The sequence below is a fragment of the Saccharopolyspora hirsuta genome, assembly GCF_008630535.1.
In the GTDB taxonomy this organism is placed as follows: Bacteria; Actinomycetota; Actinomycetes; order Mycobacteriales; family Pseudonocardiaceae; genus Saccharopolyspora; species Saccharopolyspora hirsuta.
The window spans coordinates 395383-411067 of record NZ_VWPH01000006.1 but is presented as its reverse complement, the minus strand read 5'-3'; the positions used below and the strand labels follow the sequence as shown (position 1 = coordinate 411067).

General features: G+C 70.1%; 14 protein-coding genes. 6 read left to right on the top strand and 8 right to left on the bottom strand.

All coding sequences use genetic code 11. The features are described 5' to 3' along the window. Window positions 1-105: 105 nt before the first annotated feature. Window positions 106-1194, bottom strand: a complete 1089-nt coding sequence (locus tag F1721_RS15275; RefSeq protein ID WP_150067316.1) for an adenosine deaminase — start codon at window positions 1192-1194, stop codon at window positions 106-108. A 323-nt stretch (window positions 1195-1517) separates the two neighbouring features. Here F1721_RS15275 and F1721_RS15270 point away from each other — a divergent pair, with 323 nt between their 5' ends. Then, window positions 1518-2711, top strand: coding sequence for a hypothetical protein (locus F1721_RS15270; protein WP_150067315.1), 1194 nt, complete (start codon window positions 1518-1520; stop codon window positions 2709-2711). 49 nt (window positions 2712-2760) lie between these two features. On the opposite strand, the gene F1721_RS15265 is transcribed toward F1721_RS15270, so the two are convergent. From F1721_RS15265 to F1721_RS15240, 6 genes are all read right to left on the bottom strand, one after another. After that, on the bottom strand, window positions 2761-4044 hold the full coding sequence (locus F1721_RS15265; RefSeq protein WP_150067314.1) for a thymidine phosphorylase: 1284 nt from the start codon (window positions 4042-4044) through the stop codon (window positions 2761-2763). Window positions 4045-4071: 27 nt separating this feature from the next. Continuing rightward, window positions 4072-4449 (bottom strand): cytidine deaminase, encoded by a 378-nt coding sequence (locus F1721_RS15260; RefSeq protein WP_150067313.1) that lies wholly within the window; start codon window positions 4447-4449, stop codon window positions 4072-4074. Then, entirely contained in the window at window positions 4449-5711 is a 1263-nt protein-coding gene (locus tag F1721_RS15255; RefSeq protein WP_150067312.1) for an ABC transporter permease, read from the bottom strand. Before F1721_RS15255 ends, F1721_RS15260 begins: the two co-directional genes overlap by 1 nt. 136 nt (window positions 5712-5847) lie before the next feature. After that, window positions 5848-6942, bottom strand: a complete 1095-nt coding sequence (locus tag F1721_RS15250; RefSeq protein WP_150067311.1) for an ABC transporter permease — start codon at window positions 6940-6942, stop codon at window positions 5848-5850. Window positions 6943-7078: 136 nt separating this feature from the next. Next, window positions 7079-8617 (bottom strand): ABC transporter ATP-binding protein, encoded by a 1539-nt coding sequence (locus F1721_RS15245; protein WP_150067310.1) that lies wholly within the window; start codon window positions 8615-8617, stop codon window positions 7079-7081. 238 nt (window positions 8618-8855) lie between these two features. Next, on the bottom strand, window positions 8856-10016 hold the full coding sequence (locus tag F1721_RS15240; RefSeq protein WP_170301491.1) for a BMP family lipoprotein: 1161 nt from the start codon (window positions 10014-10016) through the stop codon (window positions 8856-8858). Between the two features lie 441 nt (window positions 10017-10457). Here F1721_RS15240 and sdhC point away from each other — a divergent pair, with 441 nt between their 5' ends. The 4 genes from sdhC (at window position 10458) to F1721_RS15220 (ending at window position 13962) form a co-directional block, all read left to right on the top strand. After that, the gene (sdhC, locus tag F1721_RS15235; protein ID WP_150067309.1) at window positions 10458-10892 is read left to right on the top strand and encodes a succinate dehydrogenase, cytochrome b556 subunit; all 435 of its coding nucleotides are present in this window, start codon (window positions 10458-10460) and stop codon (window positions 10890-10892) included. A gap of 5 nt (window positions 10893-10897) precedes the next feature. Further along, the gene (locus F1721_RS15230) at window positions 10898-11317 is read left to right on the top strand and encodes a succinate dehydrogenase hydrophobic membrane anchor subunit (protein WP_150067308.1); all 420 of its coding nucleotides are present in this window, start codon (window positions 10898-10900) and stop codon (window positions 11315-11317) included. Between the two features lie 69 nt (window positions 11318-11386). Further along, entirely contained in the window at window positions 11387-13177 is a 1791-nt protein-coding gene (sdhA, locus tag F1721_RS15225; RefSeq protein WP_150067307.1) for a succinate dehydrogenase flavoprotein subunit, read from the top strand. Continuing rightward, complete coding sequence (locus F1721_RS15220) at window positions 13177-13962, top strand: succinate dehydrogenase iron-sulfur subunit (protein WP_150067306.1); 786 nt, start codon at window positions 13177-13179, stop codon at window positions 13960-13962. Before sdhA ends, F1721_RS15220 begins: the two co-directional genes overlap by 1 nt. 140 nt (window positions 13963-14102) lie before the next feature. Here the strand turns inward: F1721_RS15220 and F1721_RS15215 are convergent, their stop codons facing one another. Next, window positions 14103-14342, bottom strand: coding sequence for an SCO4848 family membrane protein (locus F1721_RS15215; RefSeq protein WP_150067305.1), 240 nt, complete (start codon window positions 14340-14342; stop codon window positions 14103-14105). A gap of 91 nt (window positions 14343-14433) precedes the next feature. Between F1721_RS15215 and F1721_RS15210 the strand changes: the two genes are divergently transcribed. After that, window positions 14434-15666, top strand: coding sequence for a D-alanyl-D-alanine carboxypeptidase family protein (locus tag F1721_RS15210; RefSeq protein WP_246154933.1), 1233 nt, complete (start codon window positions 14434-14436; stop codon window positions 15664-15666). The last annotated feature ends 19 nt before the right edge of the window (window positions 15667-15685 follow it).

The following is a 15685-nucleotide window of genomic DNA, read 5'->3' as shown; positions in this document are numbered from 1 at the left end:
CGGCGCCGCTGTCCTCGCGCCATACGTGAGTCGCACTCAGGTCTGGCAGTATCCAACGCCACCGCCGCTCGCGCAGCCCCTCCGGGGCGGCATGCGGCGCGCCGATCAGCCCAGCAGCGCCGCGTAGCCGGGCTTGATCACGTCGTTGATCAGCTCCAACCGCTCGTCGAAGCCGATGAACGACGACTTCATCGCGTTCACCGTGAACCACTGCATGTCCTCCCAGCCGTAGCCGAAGGCCTCGTGCAGCGCGGCGAACTCGCCCGACATCGAGCAGTGGCTCATCAACCGGTTGTCGGTGTTCACCGTGACCCGGAAGCGGAGCTTGGCCAGCAGGCCGATGGGGTGCTCGGCCATCGACCGGGCGGCACCGGTCTGCAGGTTCGACGACGGGCACATCTCCAGCGGGATCCGCCGGTCCCGCACGTAGGACGCCAACCGCCCCAGGTGCACCGAGCCGTCCTCGTCGACCTTGATGTCGTCGACGATGCGGACGCCGTGCCCGAGCCGTTCCGCGCCGCAGTGCTGGATGGCCTCCCAGATCGACGGGAGCCCGAACGCCTCACCAGCGTGAATCGTGAAATGCGCGTTCTGCTGGCGGAGGTATTCGAACGCGTCCAGGTTCCGGGTGGGCGGGAATCCGGCTTCCGGTCCGGCGATGTCGAAGCCGACGACTTCGGCATCCCGGTAGCGGACCGCGAGCTCGGCGATTTCCGTTGACCGCGCATTCTGCCGCATCGCGCACAGCAAGGTACCGATTCGGATACGTTTTCCGGCGGCCGCGACCCGCCGCTCCCCTTCCCGGAACCCGTCCTGGACCGCCTGCACGATCTGGTCGAGCGTCAGCCCGCCGTCCTGGAAGAGCTCCGGGGCGTAGCGGACCTCGGCGTACACCACGCCGTCCGCGGCCAGGTCCTCGACGCACTCCGCCGCGACCCGGGCCAGCGCCTCCTCGGTCTGCATCACCGCCACGGTGTGCGCGAAGGTCTCCAAGTACCGCTCCAGCGACCCGGAATCCGCCGCCTCCCGGAACCAATTTCCCAGCTCAGCGGCGTCCTCGTGGGGCAGTTCGGAATACCCGGCAGCCTGCGCCAGATCGATCACGGTCTGCGGCCGCAGCCCACCGTCGAGGTGGTCGTGCAGCAGCACCTTGGGCGCCTGCCGGATGGTGTTCAGGTTCACCGGAGTCGACATGCATCCACGTTACAGGGCGCCGATGACCACCTCACGCACAGCTACCAGCGAAAACCCTGCGAAAACTTCGGGAACTCGAGGTTTCCGACGGTTGCCGAGCAGGACGGGCGTCCCGCAAAACTCACCCGGATGGACCCAAACACAACGCTTAAAGCAATCAGCGGCGAGTCGGCTGGACTTTTCAGTCGAACAATGCTGCTCCGAATGGAGCCATCCTCCGATGGGCAATCACGCAATGTATCGGGGGGTGCCTGGGAACGCGCGGAGTGAGTGGCTAGGCTCGGTGAGTCCTCACCTCCCCTCGACGAAGGACGCCCCTAGCCGTGACCGAGAACATGTCGTTCGACCGCATGCGGAACATGCTCACGCGTGCGGCTGAGATCCGCGAGAGCGAACAACAGCAGATCTTCGACGCCCTGGACGAGATCCACGCCCGGCTCTCCCCGCTGGAGTCGCTGGGTTCCGTGCGGAAACGATTGTCCGAGCTGCCGGACCGCACCGAAGTCAGCGTGCTCGCCGAACGACTCGACGAAGCGCTGGCCAAGCTCGAGGCGCACGACGGTGCGCTGGTCGAGCTCAAGGGCGCGGTCGACGGCCTGGTGGACAAGCTGGCCAAGCCCTTCGCCCAGCTCGACGGCCGCCTCGACGGGGTGTCCGGGCGGATGGACGGCGTGGTCGGCCGGATGGACGGCCTGGAGGACAAGCTCGGCCACATCCACAAGCGCTTGGACGAGCTCGGCCAGCACCTGGACAAGCAGGACGGCCGCCTGGAGTCGCTGCCCGCGACGGTGCACGGCCCGGTGCGCGAGCGCATCGACTCCCTGGAGACCAGCCTGCGCGGCCGCTTCGCCGAGATCGACGAGGGCGTGCACGAGCACCTCGACGGCACCCGCGAGGCCCTGCAGCGCGCGGTCGCCGAGTCCACCGGCAGCGCGCAGAACACGCTCGCCGACGCCGTGGCCGGAACCCGCGACCAGCTCGACGCCAAGCTGGACCAGCTCGCGGCCCGCCCCGCGGTGGACCCGACCGACAAGCTGGACAAGCTGGCCGACCGGCTGGAGCAGCTCACCAACCGGCTGGACCAGGTGTCCTCCCGCCTCGACCAGGTCGAGGACAACGTCAACACCCGGATCGACACCGTCGAGCAGGGCTTCACCAACCGCCTCGAAACCGTCGAGGAGGGCGTCAAGACCGGTCTCGGCGACCTCGGCGGCACGCTGTCGAAGAACCTGTCGCAGCTGTCCGGCACGCTCGCGTCGCGCCCGGACAGCGAGGCGCTGAACGCCCTGGTGCGCGAGGCCAACGAGGAGAGCGAGCGGCGCCACGCCGGGCAGCTCGACGAGGCCATGGCGACCTTCGCGGAGCTGATCCTCGGTGGCAGCGCCCCGTCGGCCCCGCCGCCGCCCACCACGCTCCCGCGCCAGCAGCGCCGCGGCCGCTCCAAGAGCGCCAAGCGCGACACGACCGACAAGGCGATCACCGACGGCGAAGACGACTTCACCGCCGAAAGCGCCTGAGTCCCCCGCGCGGCGGTGCCGGTAGCCCCGGACCGCCGCGCCAGCTCGGTCAGCTGCTAGCGGCCACTCGATCCAGGATCAGCGGCGTCGACCTCCGGTCGGCGCCGCTGATCTCGTATGCGCCCTGCAGTGCTTCGCCCGCCCCCGGGACGGTTTCCGGCCGGTCGGTGTGCAGCTCCAGCAGCGGTTGGCCCGCGGTGACGCGGTCGCCTGGTTTCGCCAGGCACAGCACTCCGGCGGCGTGCTCGACGTCGTCCTCCTTGCGGGCTCGCCCAGCTCCCAACCGCCAGGCCGCGATGCCGACGGCGAACGCGTCGAGCTCGGTCAGCACGCCGTCCTCCGGCGCGGTGACGACGTCGATGTGCCTCGCCCGAGGCAGTTCCGCCTCCGGATCTCCTCCCTGGGCCTTGATCATGCGTCGCCAGGAGTCGTAGGCGCGCCCGTCCGCGAGGACCTCCGCAGGGTCCACATCGGACAGACCCGCGTGGTCGAGCATCTCGCGGGCCAGCGCCAGGGTCAGCTCCACGACGTCCGGCGGACCGCCGCCGCGCAGCACGTCCACCGCCTCGGCGACCTCCAGCGCGTTGCCGACCGCACGTCCCAGCGGGACGGACATGTCGGTGATCAGCGCGCTGGTGCGCAGGCCGCTGGCGGTGCCGATGTCCACCAGCGCGGTGGCCAGCTCCCGCGCCCGGTCGAGGTCCTTCATGAACGCGCCGGAGCCGCACTTGACGTCCAGCACCAGCGACTGCACGCCCTCGGCGATCTTCTTGCTCATGATCGAGCTGGCGATCAGCGGGATCGACTCGACCGTGCCCGTCACGTCCCGCAGCGCGTACAGCTTCCGGTCGGCCGGTGCCAGGCCTTCCGTCGCCGCGCACACCACCGCCCCGACTTCGTCCAGCTGCGCGCGTATCTCCTCGTCGGAGAGCTGCGCCCGCCAGCCGGGGATGGACTCCAGCTTGTCCAGCGTCCCGCCGGTGTGCCCCAGCCCGCGCCCGGACAGCTGCGGCACGGCAGCACCGCACGCGGCGACCAGCGGCGTGAGCGGCAGGGTGATCTTGTCCCCGACGCCGCCGGTGGAGTGCTTGTCCACAGTGGGCTTCCGGACCGAGTCGAGCGCTAACACCTCGCCGGAGGCGACCATCGCCGCCGTCCACCGCGCGGTCTCCTCCGACGTCATGCCGCGCAGCAGGATCGCCATCGCCAGCGAAGCCATCTGCTCGTCCGCGACCTGCCCGCGCGTGTAGGCGTCGACGACCCAGTCGATCTGCTCGTCGCTGAGCCGCCCGCCGTCCCGCTTCACCCGAATCACATCAACCGCAGAATGCATCGTCGCCTCCAAACCGCTGTTGGCTTTTCAGAGCTCGAAGGCGTCTGGGAGGACTTCTGTCATGGGGAGGATTCCTCGGGGTGTGTCGAGGAGGCAGTCCGGGCCGCCGAGTTCTTGGAGGATCTGGCGGCAGCGGCCGCAGGGCATCAGGAGGTCACCTGCTCCGCTCCTGCAGGCCACCGCTGCGAAGCGGCCTCCTCCGGTCAGGTGGAGTTGGCCCGCCATCGTGCACTCGGCGCAGAGGGTGATGCCGTAGGAGGCGTTCTCCACGTTGCAGCCGGTCACGATGCGGCCGTCGTCGCACAGGGCTGCCGCTCCGACCTGGAGCTTCGAGTACGGGCAGTACGCCCGGGCGGCGGCCTCGACGGCCGCCGCGCGCAGCGCTCCCCAGTCCACTGTGGTCACTAGTCCGCTCCTCTGCGGTACTGCAGGCCGTTCGCCGCCGGTGGTCGCAGGCGTTGCGAGGCCACGCCGAGGACCACCAGCGTCACCAGGTGCGGGGTGTACGCCGTGAGCTCCGTGGGGAGCTCGTCGGTGTACCAGTACACCGCGTACATCACCGCGGCCGCGACCAGCGCGAGGCCCGCCGCGAACCAGCTGCGCCGCCACACCTGGACCGCTGCGACCACCACGAGCAGCAGGGTCGCGCCGTAGAACAGGGCGTGCACGCTGGTCTCGCCGCTGCGCAGCTGGAGGCCGTCGGAGTAGCCGAACAGGGCCGCACCGCCGAGCAGGCCGCCCGGGCGCCAGTTGCCGAAGATCATCGCCGCCAGGCCGATGTAGCCGCGGTTGTTGGTCTGGCCCTCCAGGTAGCCCGCCTGACCGGGGTTGAGGATCAGGGCCGCGCCGCCGATCCCGGCCAGCGCACCGGAGATGATCACCGCCAGGTACTTGTACCGGTAGACGTTGACGCCCAGCGATTCCGCCGCCACCGGGTTCTCCCCGCAGGACCGCAGCCGCAGGCCGAACGGCGAGCGCCAGAGCACCAGGTAGCTCACCGGCACCAGCAGGAAGGCCAGCATGGTCAGCGGCGAGACCTCGGTGACCAGGCCACCGAGGATGCCCGCGGCGTCGGAGATGCCCACCCGCTGCAGGTCCTCCAGCTGCTGCAGCCAGGTGCCCAGCGGTTGCGCCGAGTAGGTGTCGAACTTCGGCACCGGCGGCGACTCCCGCGGGTTCCGCGAGATCGGTTCGAACACCAGCGTCGAGAGGTACTTGGCGATGCCCGCGCCCAGCAGGTTGATCGCCACACCGGACACGATGTGGTTGACCCCGAAGGTCACCGTCGCGATCGCGTGCACCAGCCCGCCCAGCGCGCCGAACACCGCCGCCGCGACCAGCCCGGCGACCGGTCCCCACTGGTAACCGGCCCACGCGCCGCCCCAGGTGCCGAGGATCATCATGCCTTCCAGGCCGATGTTGATGACCCCGGCGCGCTCGGCCCACAGGCCGCCCAGCGCGGCCAGCAGGATCGGGATGCCCAGCCGCACCGCGGACTGCACGGTGCCCGACGAGGTCAGCTGCGGCACCCCCGTCTGGTACGAGGTGATCGACACCGCCGCGAAGGCGACGGCCACCCACAGCAGCACCCGCGCCCAACCGGGCATCCGGCGGCGGGTGGGCTTCGGCGGGACCTTCGTCGGTTCCGCGGTCACCGCGGTCGTCATGCGCGGCCCGCCTCTCCGCGATTTTCAGTGGTGGTCACGTCGGGCGTTGCTCTCGCGTTTCGCGGTTTCTCATGGCTGGGTTGCATCACGGTCCCCTGGGTGCGGTCGAGCAGGACTCCGGTTGACACAAGAGGTGTCATGCCCGCTCACCTCCGGTCCCGGCGGCGGCCGGTGCTTCGCTCGCAGTGCCCAGCGCGCGCCCGACCCGCCGCTGCTCGGCGGCGAGCTCGCGGCGGCGCACCAGCTCGTAGGCCACCACCACGGAGAGCACGATGGTGCCCTGCAGGATGGTCACGATCTCCTTCGGCACCCCGATGTTGTCCAGCGTCAACGAGCTCTTGTCCAGGAAGGACCACAGCAGCGCGCCGAAGGCGATGCCGATCGGGTGGTTCCGGCCGAGCAGCGCGATGGCCAGGCCCGCGAAGCCGTACCCGGCCGGGAAGTTGATGGTGAAGGTGTGGTCGCGGCTGAGGATCTCCGGCAGCCCGGCCACCCCGGCGATGGCGCCGGAGATCAGCATCGCCGACATGATCATGCGCTTGGAGTCCACCCCGCCCGCCAGCGCGGCGGTCGGCGACAGCCCCGATGCGCGCAGCTGGAAGCCGTAGCGGGTGCGGTCGACGAGCACCGCGTACCCGACGCCCACCGCCACCGACAGCAGCACCAGCCCGAACATCGTCCCGGCGCCGCCCAGCGGGATCCCCGGCACCTGGCCGGACTCCGGGATGCGCGCGGTGCCCTGCATGTTGCCGCGCATCTCGCCGAAGGTGGCCACCAGGTAGGCGATCAGGCCGATGGACAGGGTGTTGAGCATGATCGTGGAGATCACCTCGGACACCCCGCGGTAGACCTTCAGCACCGCGGCGATCCCGCACCACAGCGCGCCGACGACCGCCCCGACCGCGACGACGAGCGCCGCGTGCAGCCCGAACGGCAGGCTGACCGCACCGCCGACGATCGCCGCCACGCAGGCGCCCAGCCGGTACTGGCCCTCGATGCCGATGTTGAGCAGGTTCATCTGGAACCCGATCGCCGCGGCGATGGCCACCAGGTAGTAGCTGCCCGCGGTGTTGACCACGTCCACCGCGGTCGTGCCGCGCCCGACCTGGGCGATCATCTCGCCCAAGGTGTCGACGGGGTTGGCCCCGGAGATCAGCAGCACCGCGCTGCACAGCACCACGGCGAAGACGATCGCCAGCGCAGCGGGGAGCAGACGAGTACGCCAGTTCATGCTGTACCGCCTCTCCGCGATTCACAGTGGTGGTTGCGTTCGAGGGTCATCTCGCGTTTCGCGGTTTCTCGTGGCTGAGTTGCGTCACGTTCCCCTGAGGTGCGGTTGCGCAGAACTCGGCTTGGCACGGGGTTGTTCATGCGACCTCACCGTCCCTGGCTCCGGTCATTGCTGCGCCGAGGGCTTCCGGGGTTATCGAGCGCGGGTCTGCTTCGGCGACCAGCTGGCCTCGGAACATCACCCGGATCGTGTCGGAGAGGCCGATCAGCTCGTCCAGGTCGGCTGAGATCAGGAGGACCGCCAGGCCCTCGGCGCGGGCTGCGCGCAGGTGGTCCCAGATGCCCGCCTGCGCTCCGACGTCCACGCCCCGGGTCGGGTGGGCCGCGATCAGCAGCTTCGGGTCGCCGGAGAGCTCCCGGCCCACCACGAACTTCTGCTGGTTGCCGCCGGAGAGCGCGGCCGCGTCGACCTCGATGCCGGGGGTGCGGACGTCGAACTGGTCGACGATCCGCGCCGCGTCGGCCTTCGCGCCCTGCCGGTCCAGCCACCGGCCGCGGGCGGTCGGGCGGCGGGTCTGGTAACCGAGGATGCGGTTGTACCAGAGCGGTTCGGTGAGCAGCAGGCCCTGCCGGTGCCGGTCCTCGGGCACGTAGCCGATCCCGGCCTCCCGGCGGGCCAGGGTGGGCAGGCCGGTCAGGTCGCGGTCGCCGAGGGTGATCCGGCCCGCGTCGACCGGGCGCATGCCCATGATCGCCTCGACCAGCTCGGTCTGGCCGTTGCCCTCCACCCCGGCGATGCCCACCACCTCACCGGCGTGCACCACCAGGTCGACCTCGGACAGCACCGCGCGGTCCTGCTCCGACGCGGACAGCCCGGACAGGACGAGCACCTCGCGGTCGGTCACCGTGGACTCGCCGCGCTCGGGGACCGGGAGCTCGCTGCCCACCATCATCTCGGCCAGCTGCTGGCTGGTGACCTCGCCGGTGGGCACGGTGCCGACGGTGGTGCCGCGCCGCAGCACCGTGATCGTGTCGGCGATCGCGCGCACCTCGTCGAGCTTGTGCGAGATGAAAAGGAAGGTGAAGCCCTGCTCGCGCATGGTGCGCAGCGTCGCGAACAGCTCGTCGACCTCCTGCGGCACGAGCACCGCCGTGGGCTCGTCCAGGATGATGATCCGCGCGCCGCGGTAGAGCACCTTGAGGATCTCCACGCGCTGCCGGTCGGCCACGCCGAGCCGCTCGACCAGCACGTCCGGGCGCACCTCGAAGCCCGCCCGGGCCGCCAGCTCCAGCACCTCGCGGCGGGCCTTCGCACCGATGCCGTGCGCGCCCTCCGCGCCGAGCACGATGTTCTCCAGCACGGTCAGGTTGTCAGCCAGCATGAAGTGCTGGTGCACCATGCCGATCCCGGCCCGGATCGCCTCGGCCGGGGTGCGCAGGCGCACCTCCTCGCCGCGCACCCGGATCGTGCCGGAGTCCGGGGCCTGCATGCCGTAGAGGATCTTCATCAGCGTCGACTTGCCGGCGCCGTTCTCGCCGCACAGCGCGTGCACCTCGCCGGCGCGCACCGACAGGTTCACGTCGGAGTTGGCGACCACGCCGGGGAAGGTCTTGGTGATGCCGGTCAGCTCGACGGCCGGTGGCTCGCCGGGATCCGGTTCGGTGGCGGTGTTCATGGTGCTCCAGGGGACGTCGTCTCGCGGCAGCGAAGCGGACGGACGCTCAACAATGGACGGTTTCGGTCCGGGAGGGACGGTTTGGCGCGAAACCGCCACCGTCCCGGGTGAAGCGCGAAGGGCACCTCCGCCCGGCCGCGGGGGGAGGCGGCGGTTTCGCGCGAAATCGCCGCCTCCCCCGCCTGCCGACCGCCGGTTTCGCGCGAAACCGGCGCGGAGGTGCCCCGCACCGCGAACGTCACGGCTTGTCGGAGACCTTGATGTCGCCGTTGGCGATGGCGTTCTTGTAGGCGTCCACCACCGGCACCAGGTCGTCGACCATGCCGCCCGAGGTGGAGTAGCCGACGCCGTCGATGGCCAGGTCGAACTTCTTCGGCAGCGAGCCCAGGTCGTCGCGGGCGACGGCGGAGATGTAGTCGTACACCGCCAGGTCGACGCGCTTGAGCATGGACGAGATGATCACGTCCTTGTACTCGGCCACGGTCGGCTGGTTGTACTGGTCGGAGTCCACCCCGATGGCCTTCGCACCGGCCTGCTTCACCGCGGAGAACACGCCCTTACCGGAGGCGCCCGCCGCGTGGTAGACCACGTCCGCCCCGGACTCCAGCTGCCCGGTGGCGACCTCGGTGCCCTTGTTCGGGTCCTGGAACCCGCTGAAGTCACCGGCCGGGGTCAGGTACTTGCTGTCGATCTCGATGTCCGGCGCGGCGGCCTTGGCGCCCGCCTCGAACCCGGCCTGGAACTTCTGGATCAGCGGCGTCTCCACCCCGCCGACGAAACCGACCTGGCAGTTCTTCGACCGGTGCGCGGCGATCACGCCGACCAGGAAGGAGCCCTGCTCCTCGGCGAAGACCAGCGAGGTGACGTTGGGCACGCCGTCGACCTGCTCGTCGATGATCGCGAACTTGGTGCCGGGGAACTCCGGCGCCACGACCTTGATCGCGTCGGCGTAGGCGTAGCCGACCGCGATCACCGGGTTGTAGCCCTCGCGCGCCAGCTGCCGCAGGCGGGTCTGCTTGGCATCCTCGGGCTCGCCCGCACCGGCGTCGAGCTCCTTGACGTCGGTGAAGCCCATCTCCTGCTTGGCCCGGTCCAGCCCGGCCACCGAGGCGTCGTTGAACGAGGCGTCGCCGCGCCCGCCGATGTCGAAGGCCAGCCCGACCCGAAGCTGCTTCGCGTCCGGCGGGGCCTGCGGCTGGGTCGGCGGCGCGGCCGGTGCGGCCGCGGCCGGCGGGGCGTTCAGCCGGCAGCCCTGGCCGTCGGCGTTGTTGCTCCCCCCGCCGCCTCCGTCCTTCGCGCAACCGGCGAGCACCAGCGAGCCGGTGAGCAGCACCGCCACCGCGGTGGCCGTTCGTGAACCTCCGGCACCCGAGCGCCTCCAGATCGGCGTCCGCCGCATGCCGTTCCCCTTTCCTGTTGGTCCCGCCGCGGTCCCCCGACCGCGCGCCCGGCGTTCCCGGGCGCGGCGGTCCCGGCAGAACTCCACCCGATGGTGTCGTCCTCGGTGAATTGTTCGTCCGGTCCGCAGCGCACGCCATTCGGTGACGTGGCTCTCGAAATTAAGTCTTGACGCTGCTGCTTGGGCATTGCTCGCGTGTCACGAAATGATTTCTACATCGATCAACCGGAGCCGGGTGCTTGTCTGGTCGATCACAGAGAGCACGGGCGAGTAGGCCCGGGCGATTGGTCGGGTCTAGCATCCGATGCGTCAAGGCCCCTGTTCGTGGCCGGTGACGGGCGTGCACCCAATGCCAATTGGGACCAACTGCGACTCGGGGCCGGTCGCTCATGTTCCCGGACGGGGCCGTCAGTCCACCAGCGAGGTTGGAGGCCTTCCACCATGGCCAGCACCACCGCCTCCGCGGCCGACGCACCGCAGCGCGCCACCGCGCCGCGCGCCAAGGGGCGTCTCTACCGCGGCGATCTGGGCATGTGGTCGTGGGTCGCCCACCGGATCACGGGCGTACTCACCTTCTTCTTCTTGTTCGTGCACGTTCTGGACACCGCCTTGGTCCGGGTTTCGCCGAACGCGTACGACACGACCATCGAGACCTACAAGCACCCGCTGATGATCCTGTTCGAGCTGGGTCTGCTGGCGGCCGTGCTGTTCCACGCGTTCAACGGCATCCGCGTGATGCTGGTCGACTTCTGGTCGAAGGGCACCAAGTACCAGAAGCCGATGCTGTGGACCGTGGTGGTGCTCTGGTTGGTGTTGATGATCCCGGCGGCGATCAGCCTGCTCAGCCGCGCGGTCAACGAGTTCTTCGGGGGTTGAGCGCAATGACCGTCACCGACGCACCGCTTTCCGTGGAGAAGCCGCGCACCCCGTCCCGGTCGGCCGCCCGCCGCAACAACTTCGAGCTCTTCAGCTGGTTGTTCATGCGGCTGTCCGGTGTGGTCCTGCTGTTCCTGGTGCTGGGCCACCTGCTGATCATGCTCTTCCTGGACGGTGGCGTGCAGCGGATCAACTTCGCCTTCGTCGCGGGCCGCTGGTCGTCCCCGTTCTGGCAGTTCTGGGACCTGACGATGTTGTGGCTGGCCGGCCTGCACGGTGGCAACGGGCTGCGTACCGTCATCAACGACTACTCGCGCAAGGACGGCACGCGCTTCTGGCTGAAGATGCTGCTGTACGTCTCGGTCGTGCTGACCGTGGGTCTGGGCACCTTCGTCCTGTTCACCTTCGACCCGAACATCGGCTAGCCGCAGACGACCACATCGCGGCGAGGTCGTCGCCTACCCCGGACCTCGCCGCCGCCCGAGGAGGCGACCATGCAATTCCACAAGTACGACGTGGTCATCGTCGGCGCTGGGGGCGCCGGGATGCGCGCCGCGATCGAATCCGGGCAGCGCACCCGCACCGCCGTGCTGACCAAGCTCTACCCCACCCGCTCGCACACCGGTGCCGCCCAGGGCGGCATGTGCGCGGCGCTGGCCAACGTCGAGGAGGACAACTGGGAGTGGCACACCTTCGACACGATCAAGGGCGGTGACTACCTGGTCGACCAGGACGCCGCCGAGATCATGGCGAAGGAGGCCATCGACGCGGTCCTGGACCTCGAGAAGATGGGGCTGCCGTTCAACCGGACCCCCGAGGGCAAGATCGACCAGCGCCGGTTCGGCGGCCACACCCGCGACCACGGCAAGGCCCCGGTCCGCCGCGCCTGCTACGCCGCGGACCGCACCGGCCACATGATCCTGCAGACGCTGTACCAGAACTGCGTCAAGCACGGCGTGGAGTTCTACAACGAGTTCTACGTCCTGGACATCATGCTCAGCGAGGGCCCGGACGGGCAGCAGGTCTGCACCGGCGCCGTCGCCTACGAGCTGGCCACCGGCGAGATCCACGTCTTCCACGCCAAGGCGGTCATCTTCGCCACCGGCGGTTTCGGCAAGGTCTTCAAGACCACGTCGAACGCGCACACCCTGACCGGTGACGGGATGGGCATCGTCTACCGCAAGGGCCTGCCGCTGGAGGACATGGAGTTCTACCAGTTCCACCCGACCGGTCTGGCCGGCCTCGGCATCCTGATCACCGAGGGCGTCCGCGGCGAGGGCGGCATCCTGCGCAACGCCGACGGCGAGCGGTTCATGGAGCGCTACGCCCCGACCATCAAGGACCTCGCACCGCGCGACATCGTCGCCCGGTCGATGGCCCTGGAGGTGCTGGAGGGCCGCGGCGCGGGTCCGAACAAGGACTACGTGCTGCTCGACGTCACCCACCTCGGTGAGGATCTGCTCGAGGCGAAGCTCCCGGACATCATGGAGTTCTCCCGCACCTACCTGGGCGTGGAGCCGACCGAGGAGCCGGTGCCGGTCTACCCGACCGCGCACTACGCGATGGGCGGCATCCCCACCAACGTGCAGGGCGAGGTCCTGCGGGACAACGAGAACATCATCCCCGGCCTCTACGCCGCCGGTGAGTGCGCCTGCGTCTCGGTGCACGGCTCGAACCGCCTGGGCACCAACTCGCTGCTGGACATCAACGTGTTCGGCCGCCGGTCCGGCATCGCCGCCGCGGAGTACGCGCTCGGCCACGACCACGTCGACATGCCGGAGAACCCGACCAAGCTCGTCGAGGGCATGGTCGACCACCTGCGCACCGCGCACGGCGGCGAGCGGGTCGCCACGATCCGCACCGAGCTGCAGCAGACGATGGACGCCAACGCCTCGGTGTACCGCACCGAGGAGACGCTGAAGACGGCGCTGTCGGACGTGCAGGCGCTCAAGGAGCGCTACGGCCGGATCTCCGTGCACGACAAGGGCAAGCGGTACAACTCCGACCTGCTGGAGGCCATCGAGCTGGGCTTCCTGCTCGACCTGGCCGAGGCCCTGGTCAACGCCGCGCTGGCCCGCAAGGAGTCCCGCGGCGGGCACGCCCGCGAGGACTACACCGCCCGCGACGACGTCAACTTCATGCGGCACAGCATGCAGTACAAGGTGCTGCCGGAGGAGGAGGACCCGGACGCCCCGCTGGGGCTGACCGGTTTCCAGGCCGACATCCGGCTGGACTACAAGCCCGTCGTCGTCACCCGGTACCAGCCGATGGAGCGTAAGTACTGATGACCGCCGCCACCACTTCCCCCGAGACGAACCAGATCCCGGACGACGCACCGCCGATCCCCGACGACGCCACGATGGTGACCGTCAAGATCCTGCGGTACAACCCGGAGACCGACGAGGACCTGCACTGGGAGTCCTACCGGATCCCGGCGCTGCCCTCGGACCGGGTGCTGAACCTGCTGCACTACATCAAGTGGTACATCGACGGTTCGCTGAGCTTCCGCCGGTCCTGCGCGCACGGCGTGTGCGGGTCCGACGCGATGCGGATCAACGGCGTCAACCGGCTGGCCTGCAAGGTGCTGATGAAGGACCTGCTGGCCAAGGGCGGCGAGACCACGCTGACCATCGAGCCGATCAAGGGCCTCCCGGTGGAGAAGGACCTGATCGTCGACATGGAGCCGTTCTTCGAGGCGTACCGGTCGATCAAGCCGTACCTGATCACCTCGGGCAACGAGCCGACCCGGGAGCGGATCCAGTCGGTGGCCGAGCGGGCCCGGTTCGACGACACCACCAAGTGCATCCTGTGCGCGGCGTGCACCACGTCGTGCCCGGTGTACTGGTCGGACGGGAACTACTTCGGCCCGGCGGCGATCGTCAACGCCCACCGGTTCATCTTCGACAGCCGCGACGAGGGTGCCGAGGAGCGCCTGGACATCCTCAACGACGTCGACGGTGTGTGGCGCTGCCGCACGACCTTCAACTGCACGGACGCCTGCCCGCGTGGCATCCAGGTCACCAAGGCGATCCAGGAGGTCAAGCGGGCCCTGATGTTCCGCCGCCGCTGACGCGCACCAACGCAAAAACCGGCGCTCGCCCCTCGGGGTGGGCGCCGGTTTTGCTTTGGCCCGCTGTTCGCGGCCGAAATCCGGGCAGCACGACCGCGGCCGCCGCGCCGAGGGCGGCGACATCCGCTTCCCGCGGTGAGTCAGGCGGTGGTGTTCTTGCGGGCTGCTCGGAGGGCTCGCCAGCCGAGGACTCCGATGATCGTGCCCAGGACCAGGGAGACCACCGCGATCACCAGGTGGACGATCAGGTAGCTCGTCGGGGAGCCGTCGGCCCAGGAGCGGTCGCTGTTCCAGATGTTGCGCACGAAGTTCGGCCACAGCAGGTAGGACCACACGCCGAAGGCCAGCAGGAACAGCGCAACACGTCGCGAAATCGTCACGGGGCCAGTATCCGCTGTAACCCGCCTCACCCACCGGTCCGGGTGGGCGTCGCCGGTACGCGCGGGGCGGGGATTGGCTAGCCTGCTGCGTGTGCCTCGAAGTGCCCGCGGTTCGGTCCTCCTGCTTCGCACCAAGATCGCCCTCTGCGCTCTCGGCGTCGCGCTCCCGCTCCTGAGCGGCACCGCGCACGCGCAGGACTGCCCCGCCGCCGCGCCGCCACCGGCGGTGGACACCTCCGAGGTGCCGCCGCCCGGCGAGCCCGCCCCGGAGCCGGTGCCGGTGCCCGAGACCCCGGTCGGCGGCGACCAGCTGGGCAGCTGCGGGCCGGTCCTCCCGCCCGGCGCGCCCGCACCGCCGCCCGAGGTGACCGCCGCCAGCTGGGTGCTCGCGGACCTGGACACCGGTGAGGTGCTGGCCGCCCACGACCCGCACGCCCGGCACCGCCCGGCGTCCACCATCAAGGTGCTGACCGCGCTGACCGCGCTCCGCGAGCTGCGGCTGGACGACACGCTCGTGGCCACCCAGGAGGACGCGAACCAGGAGGGCAGCCGGGTCGGCCTCTTCCCGGGCAGCACCTACACGGTCCGGGAGGTGCTGACCGGCCTGATCCTGCGGTCCGGCAACGACGCAGCGCACGCGCTCGCGATGAAGATGGGCGGTGTGGCGGCCACCGTCGACAAGATGAACGCGCTGGCCGCATCGCTCGGGGCGCTGGACACCCGCACGGCCACCCCGTCCGGGCTGGACGGTCCCGGCATGAGCACCTCCGCCTACGACCTGGCGGTCATCTTCCGGGTGGCGATGCAGGAACCCGAGTTCGCCAAGATCGCGGGCACCCACCAGGCGTTCCTGCCGGGCGCGCCGGGCGGCCCGCCGCTGGAGGTCTGGAGCGACAACCAGGTCCTGCGGGCCTACCCGGGCGGGCTGGGCGGCAAGACCGGGTTCACCGACGACGCCCGGCACACCTTCATCGGCGCGGCCGAGCGCGACGGGCGGCGGCTGGTGGCGGTGCTGATGCGCGGCGAGAACCAGCCGGTCCGGCAGTCCGCGCAGACCATGCGGCTGCTGGACTACGGCTTCGCGCTGGGCGGCGAGCCGGTCGGCGAGCTGGTCACCACCTCCCCGGCACCGCCCGCGGACGGCGAGCCGGAGGCGGACCAGGTGCAGGCGCAGCCGACGGACTCGTCCCCGTTCGGCACGGTCGGCGGACCGCTCGCCCTGCTGGCCGCGGCGGGTGTCGCGGTGGCCGCCGCGATCGCGGTGCAGCGGCGCCGGGCGGCTCTGGCCCGGCGGCGGCGCAGCAGCGGCGACGACCACCCCTGATCCCGGAGCACTACCGGGC

Coding starts and splice junctions, on each gene's coding strand:
- F1721_RS15275 (WP_150067316.1), bottom strand. CDS start 1,194: ATGTCGACTCCGGTGAACCTGAACACCATCCGGCAGGCGCCCAAGGTG.
- F1721_RS15265 (WP_150067314.1), bottom strand. CDS start 4,044: ATGCATTCTGCGGTTGATGTGATTCGGGTGAAGCGGGACGGCGGGCGG.
- F1721_RS15255 (WP_150067312.1), bottom strand. CDS start 5,711: ATGACGACCGCGGTGACCGCGGAACCGACGAAGGTCCCGCCGAAGCCC.
- F1721_RS15250 (WP_150067311.1), bottom strand. CDS start 6,942: ATGAACTGGCGTACTCGTCTGCTCCCCGCTGCGCTGGCGATCGTCTTC.
- F1721_RS15245 (WP_150067310.1), bottom strand. CDS start 8,617: ATGAACACCGCCACCGAACCGGATCCCGGCGAGCCACCGGCCGTCGAG.
- F1721_RS15240 (WP_170301491.1), bottom strand. CDS start 10,016: ATGCGGCGGACGCCGATCTGGAGGCGCTCGGGTGCCGGAGGTTCACGA.
- sdhC (WP_150067309.1), top strand. CDS start 10,458: ATGGCCAGCACCACCGCCTCCGCGGCCGACGCACCGCAGCGCGCCACC.
- F1721_RS15230 (WP_150067308.1), top strand. CDS start 10,898: ATGACCGTCACCGACGCACCGCTTTCCGTGGAGAAGCCGCGCACCCCG.
- sdhA (WP_150067307.1), top strand. CDS start 11,387: ATGCAATTCCACAAGTACGACGTGGTCATCGTCGGCGCTGGGGGCGCC.
- F1721_RS15220 (WP_150067306.1), top strand. CDS start 13,177: ATGACCGCCGCCACCACTTCCCCCGAGACGAACCAGATCCCGGACGAC.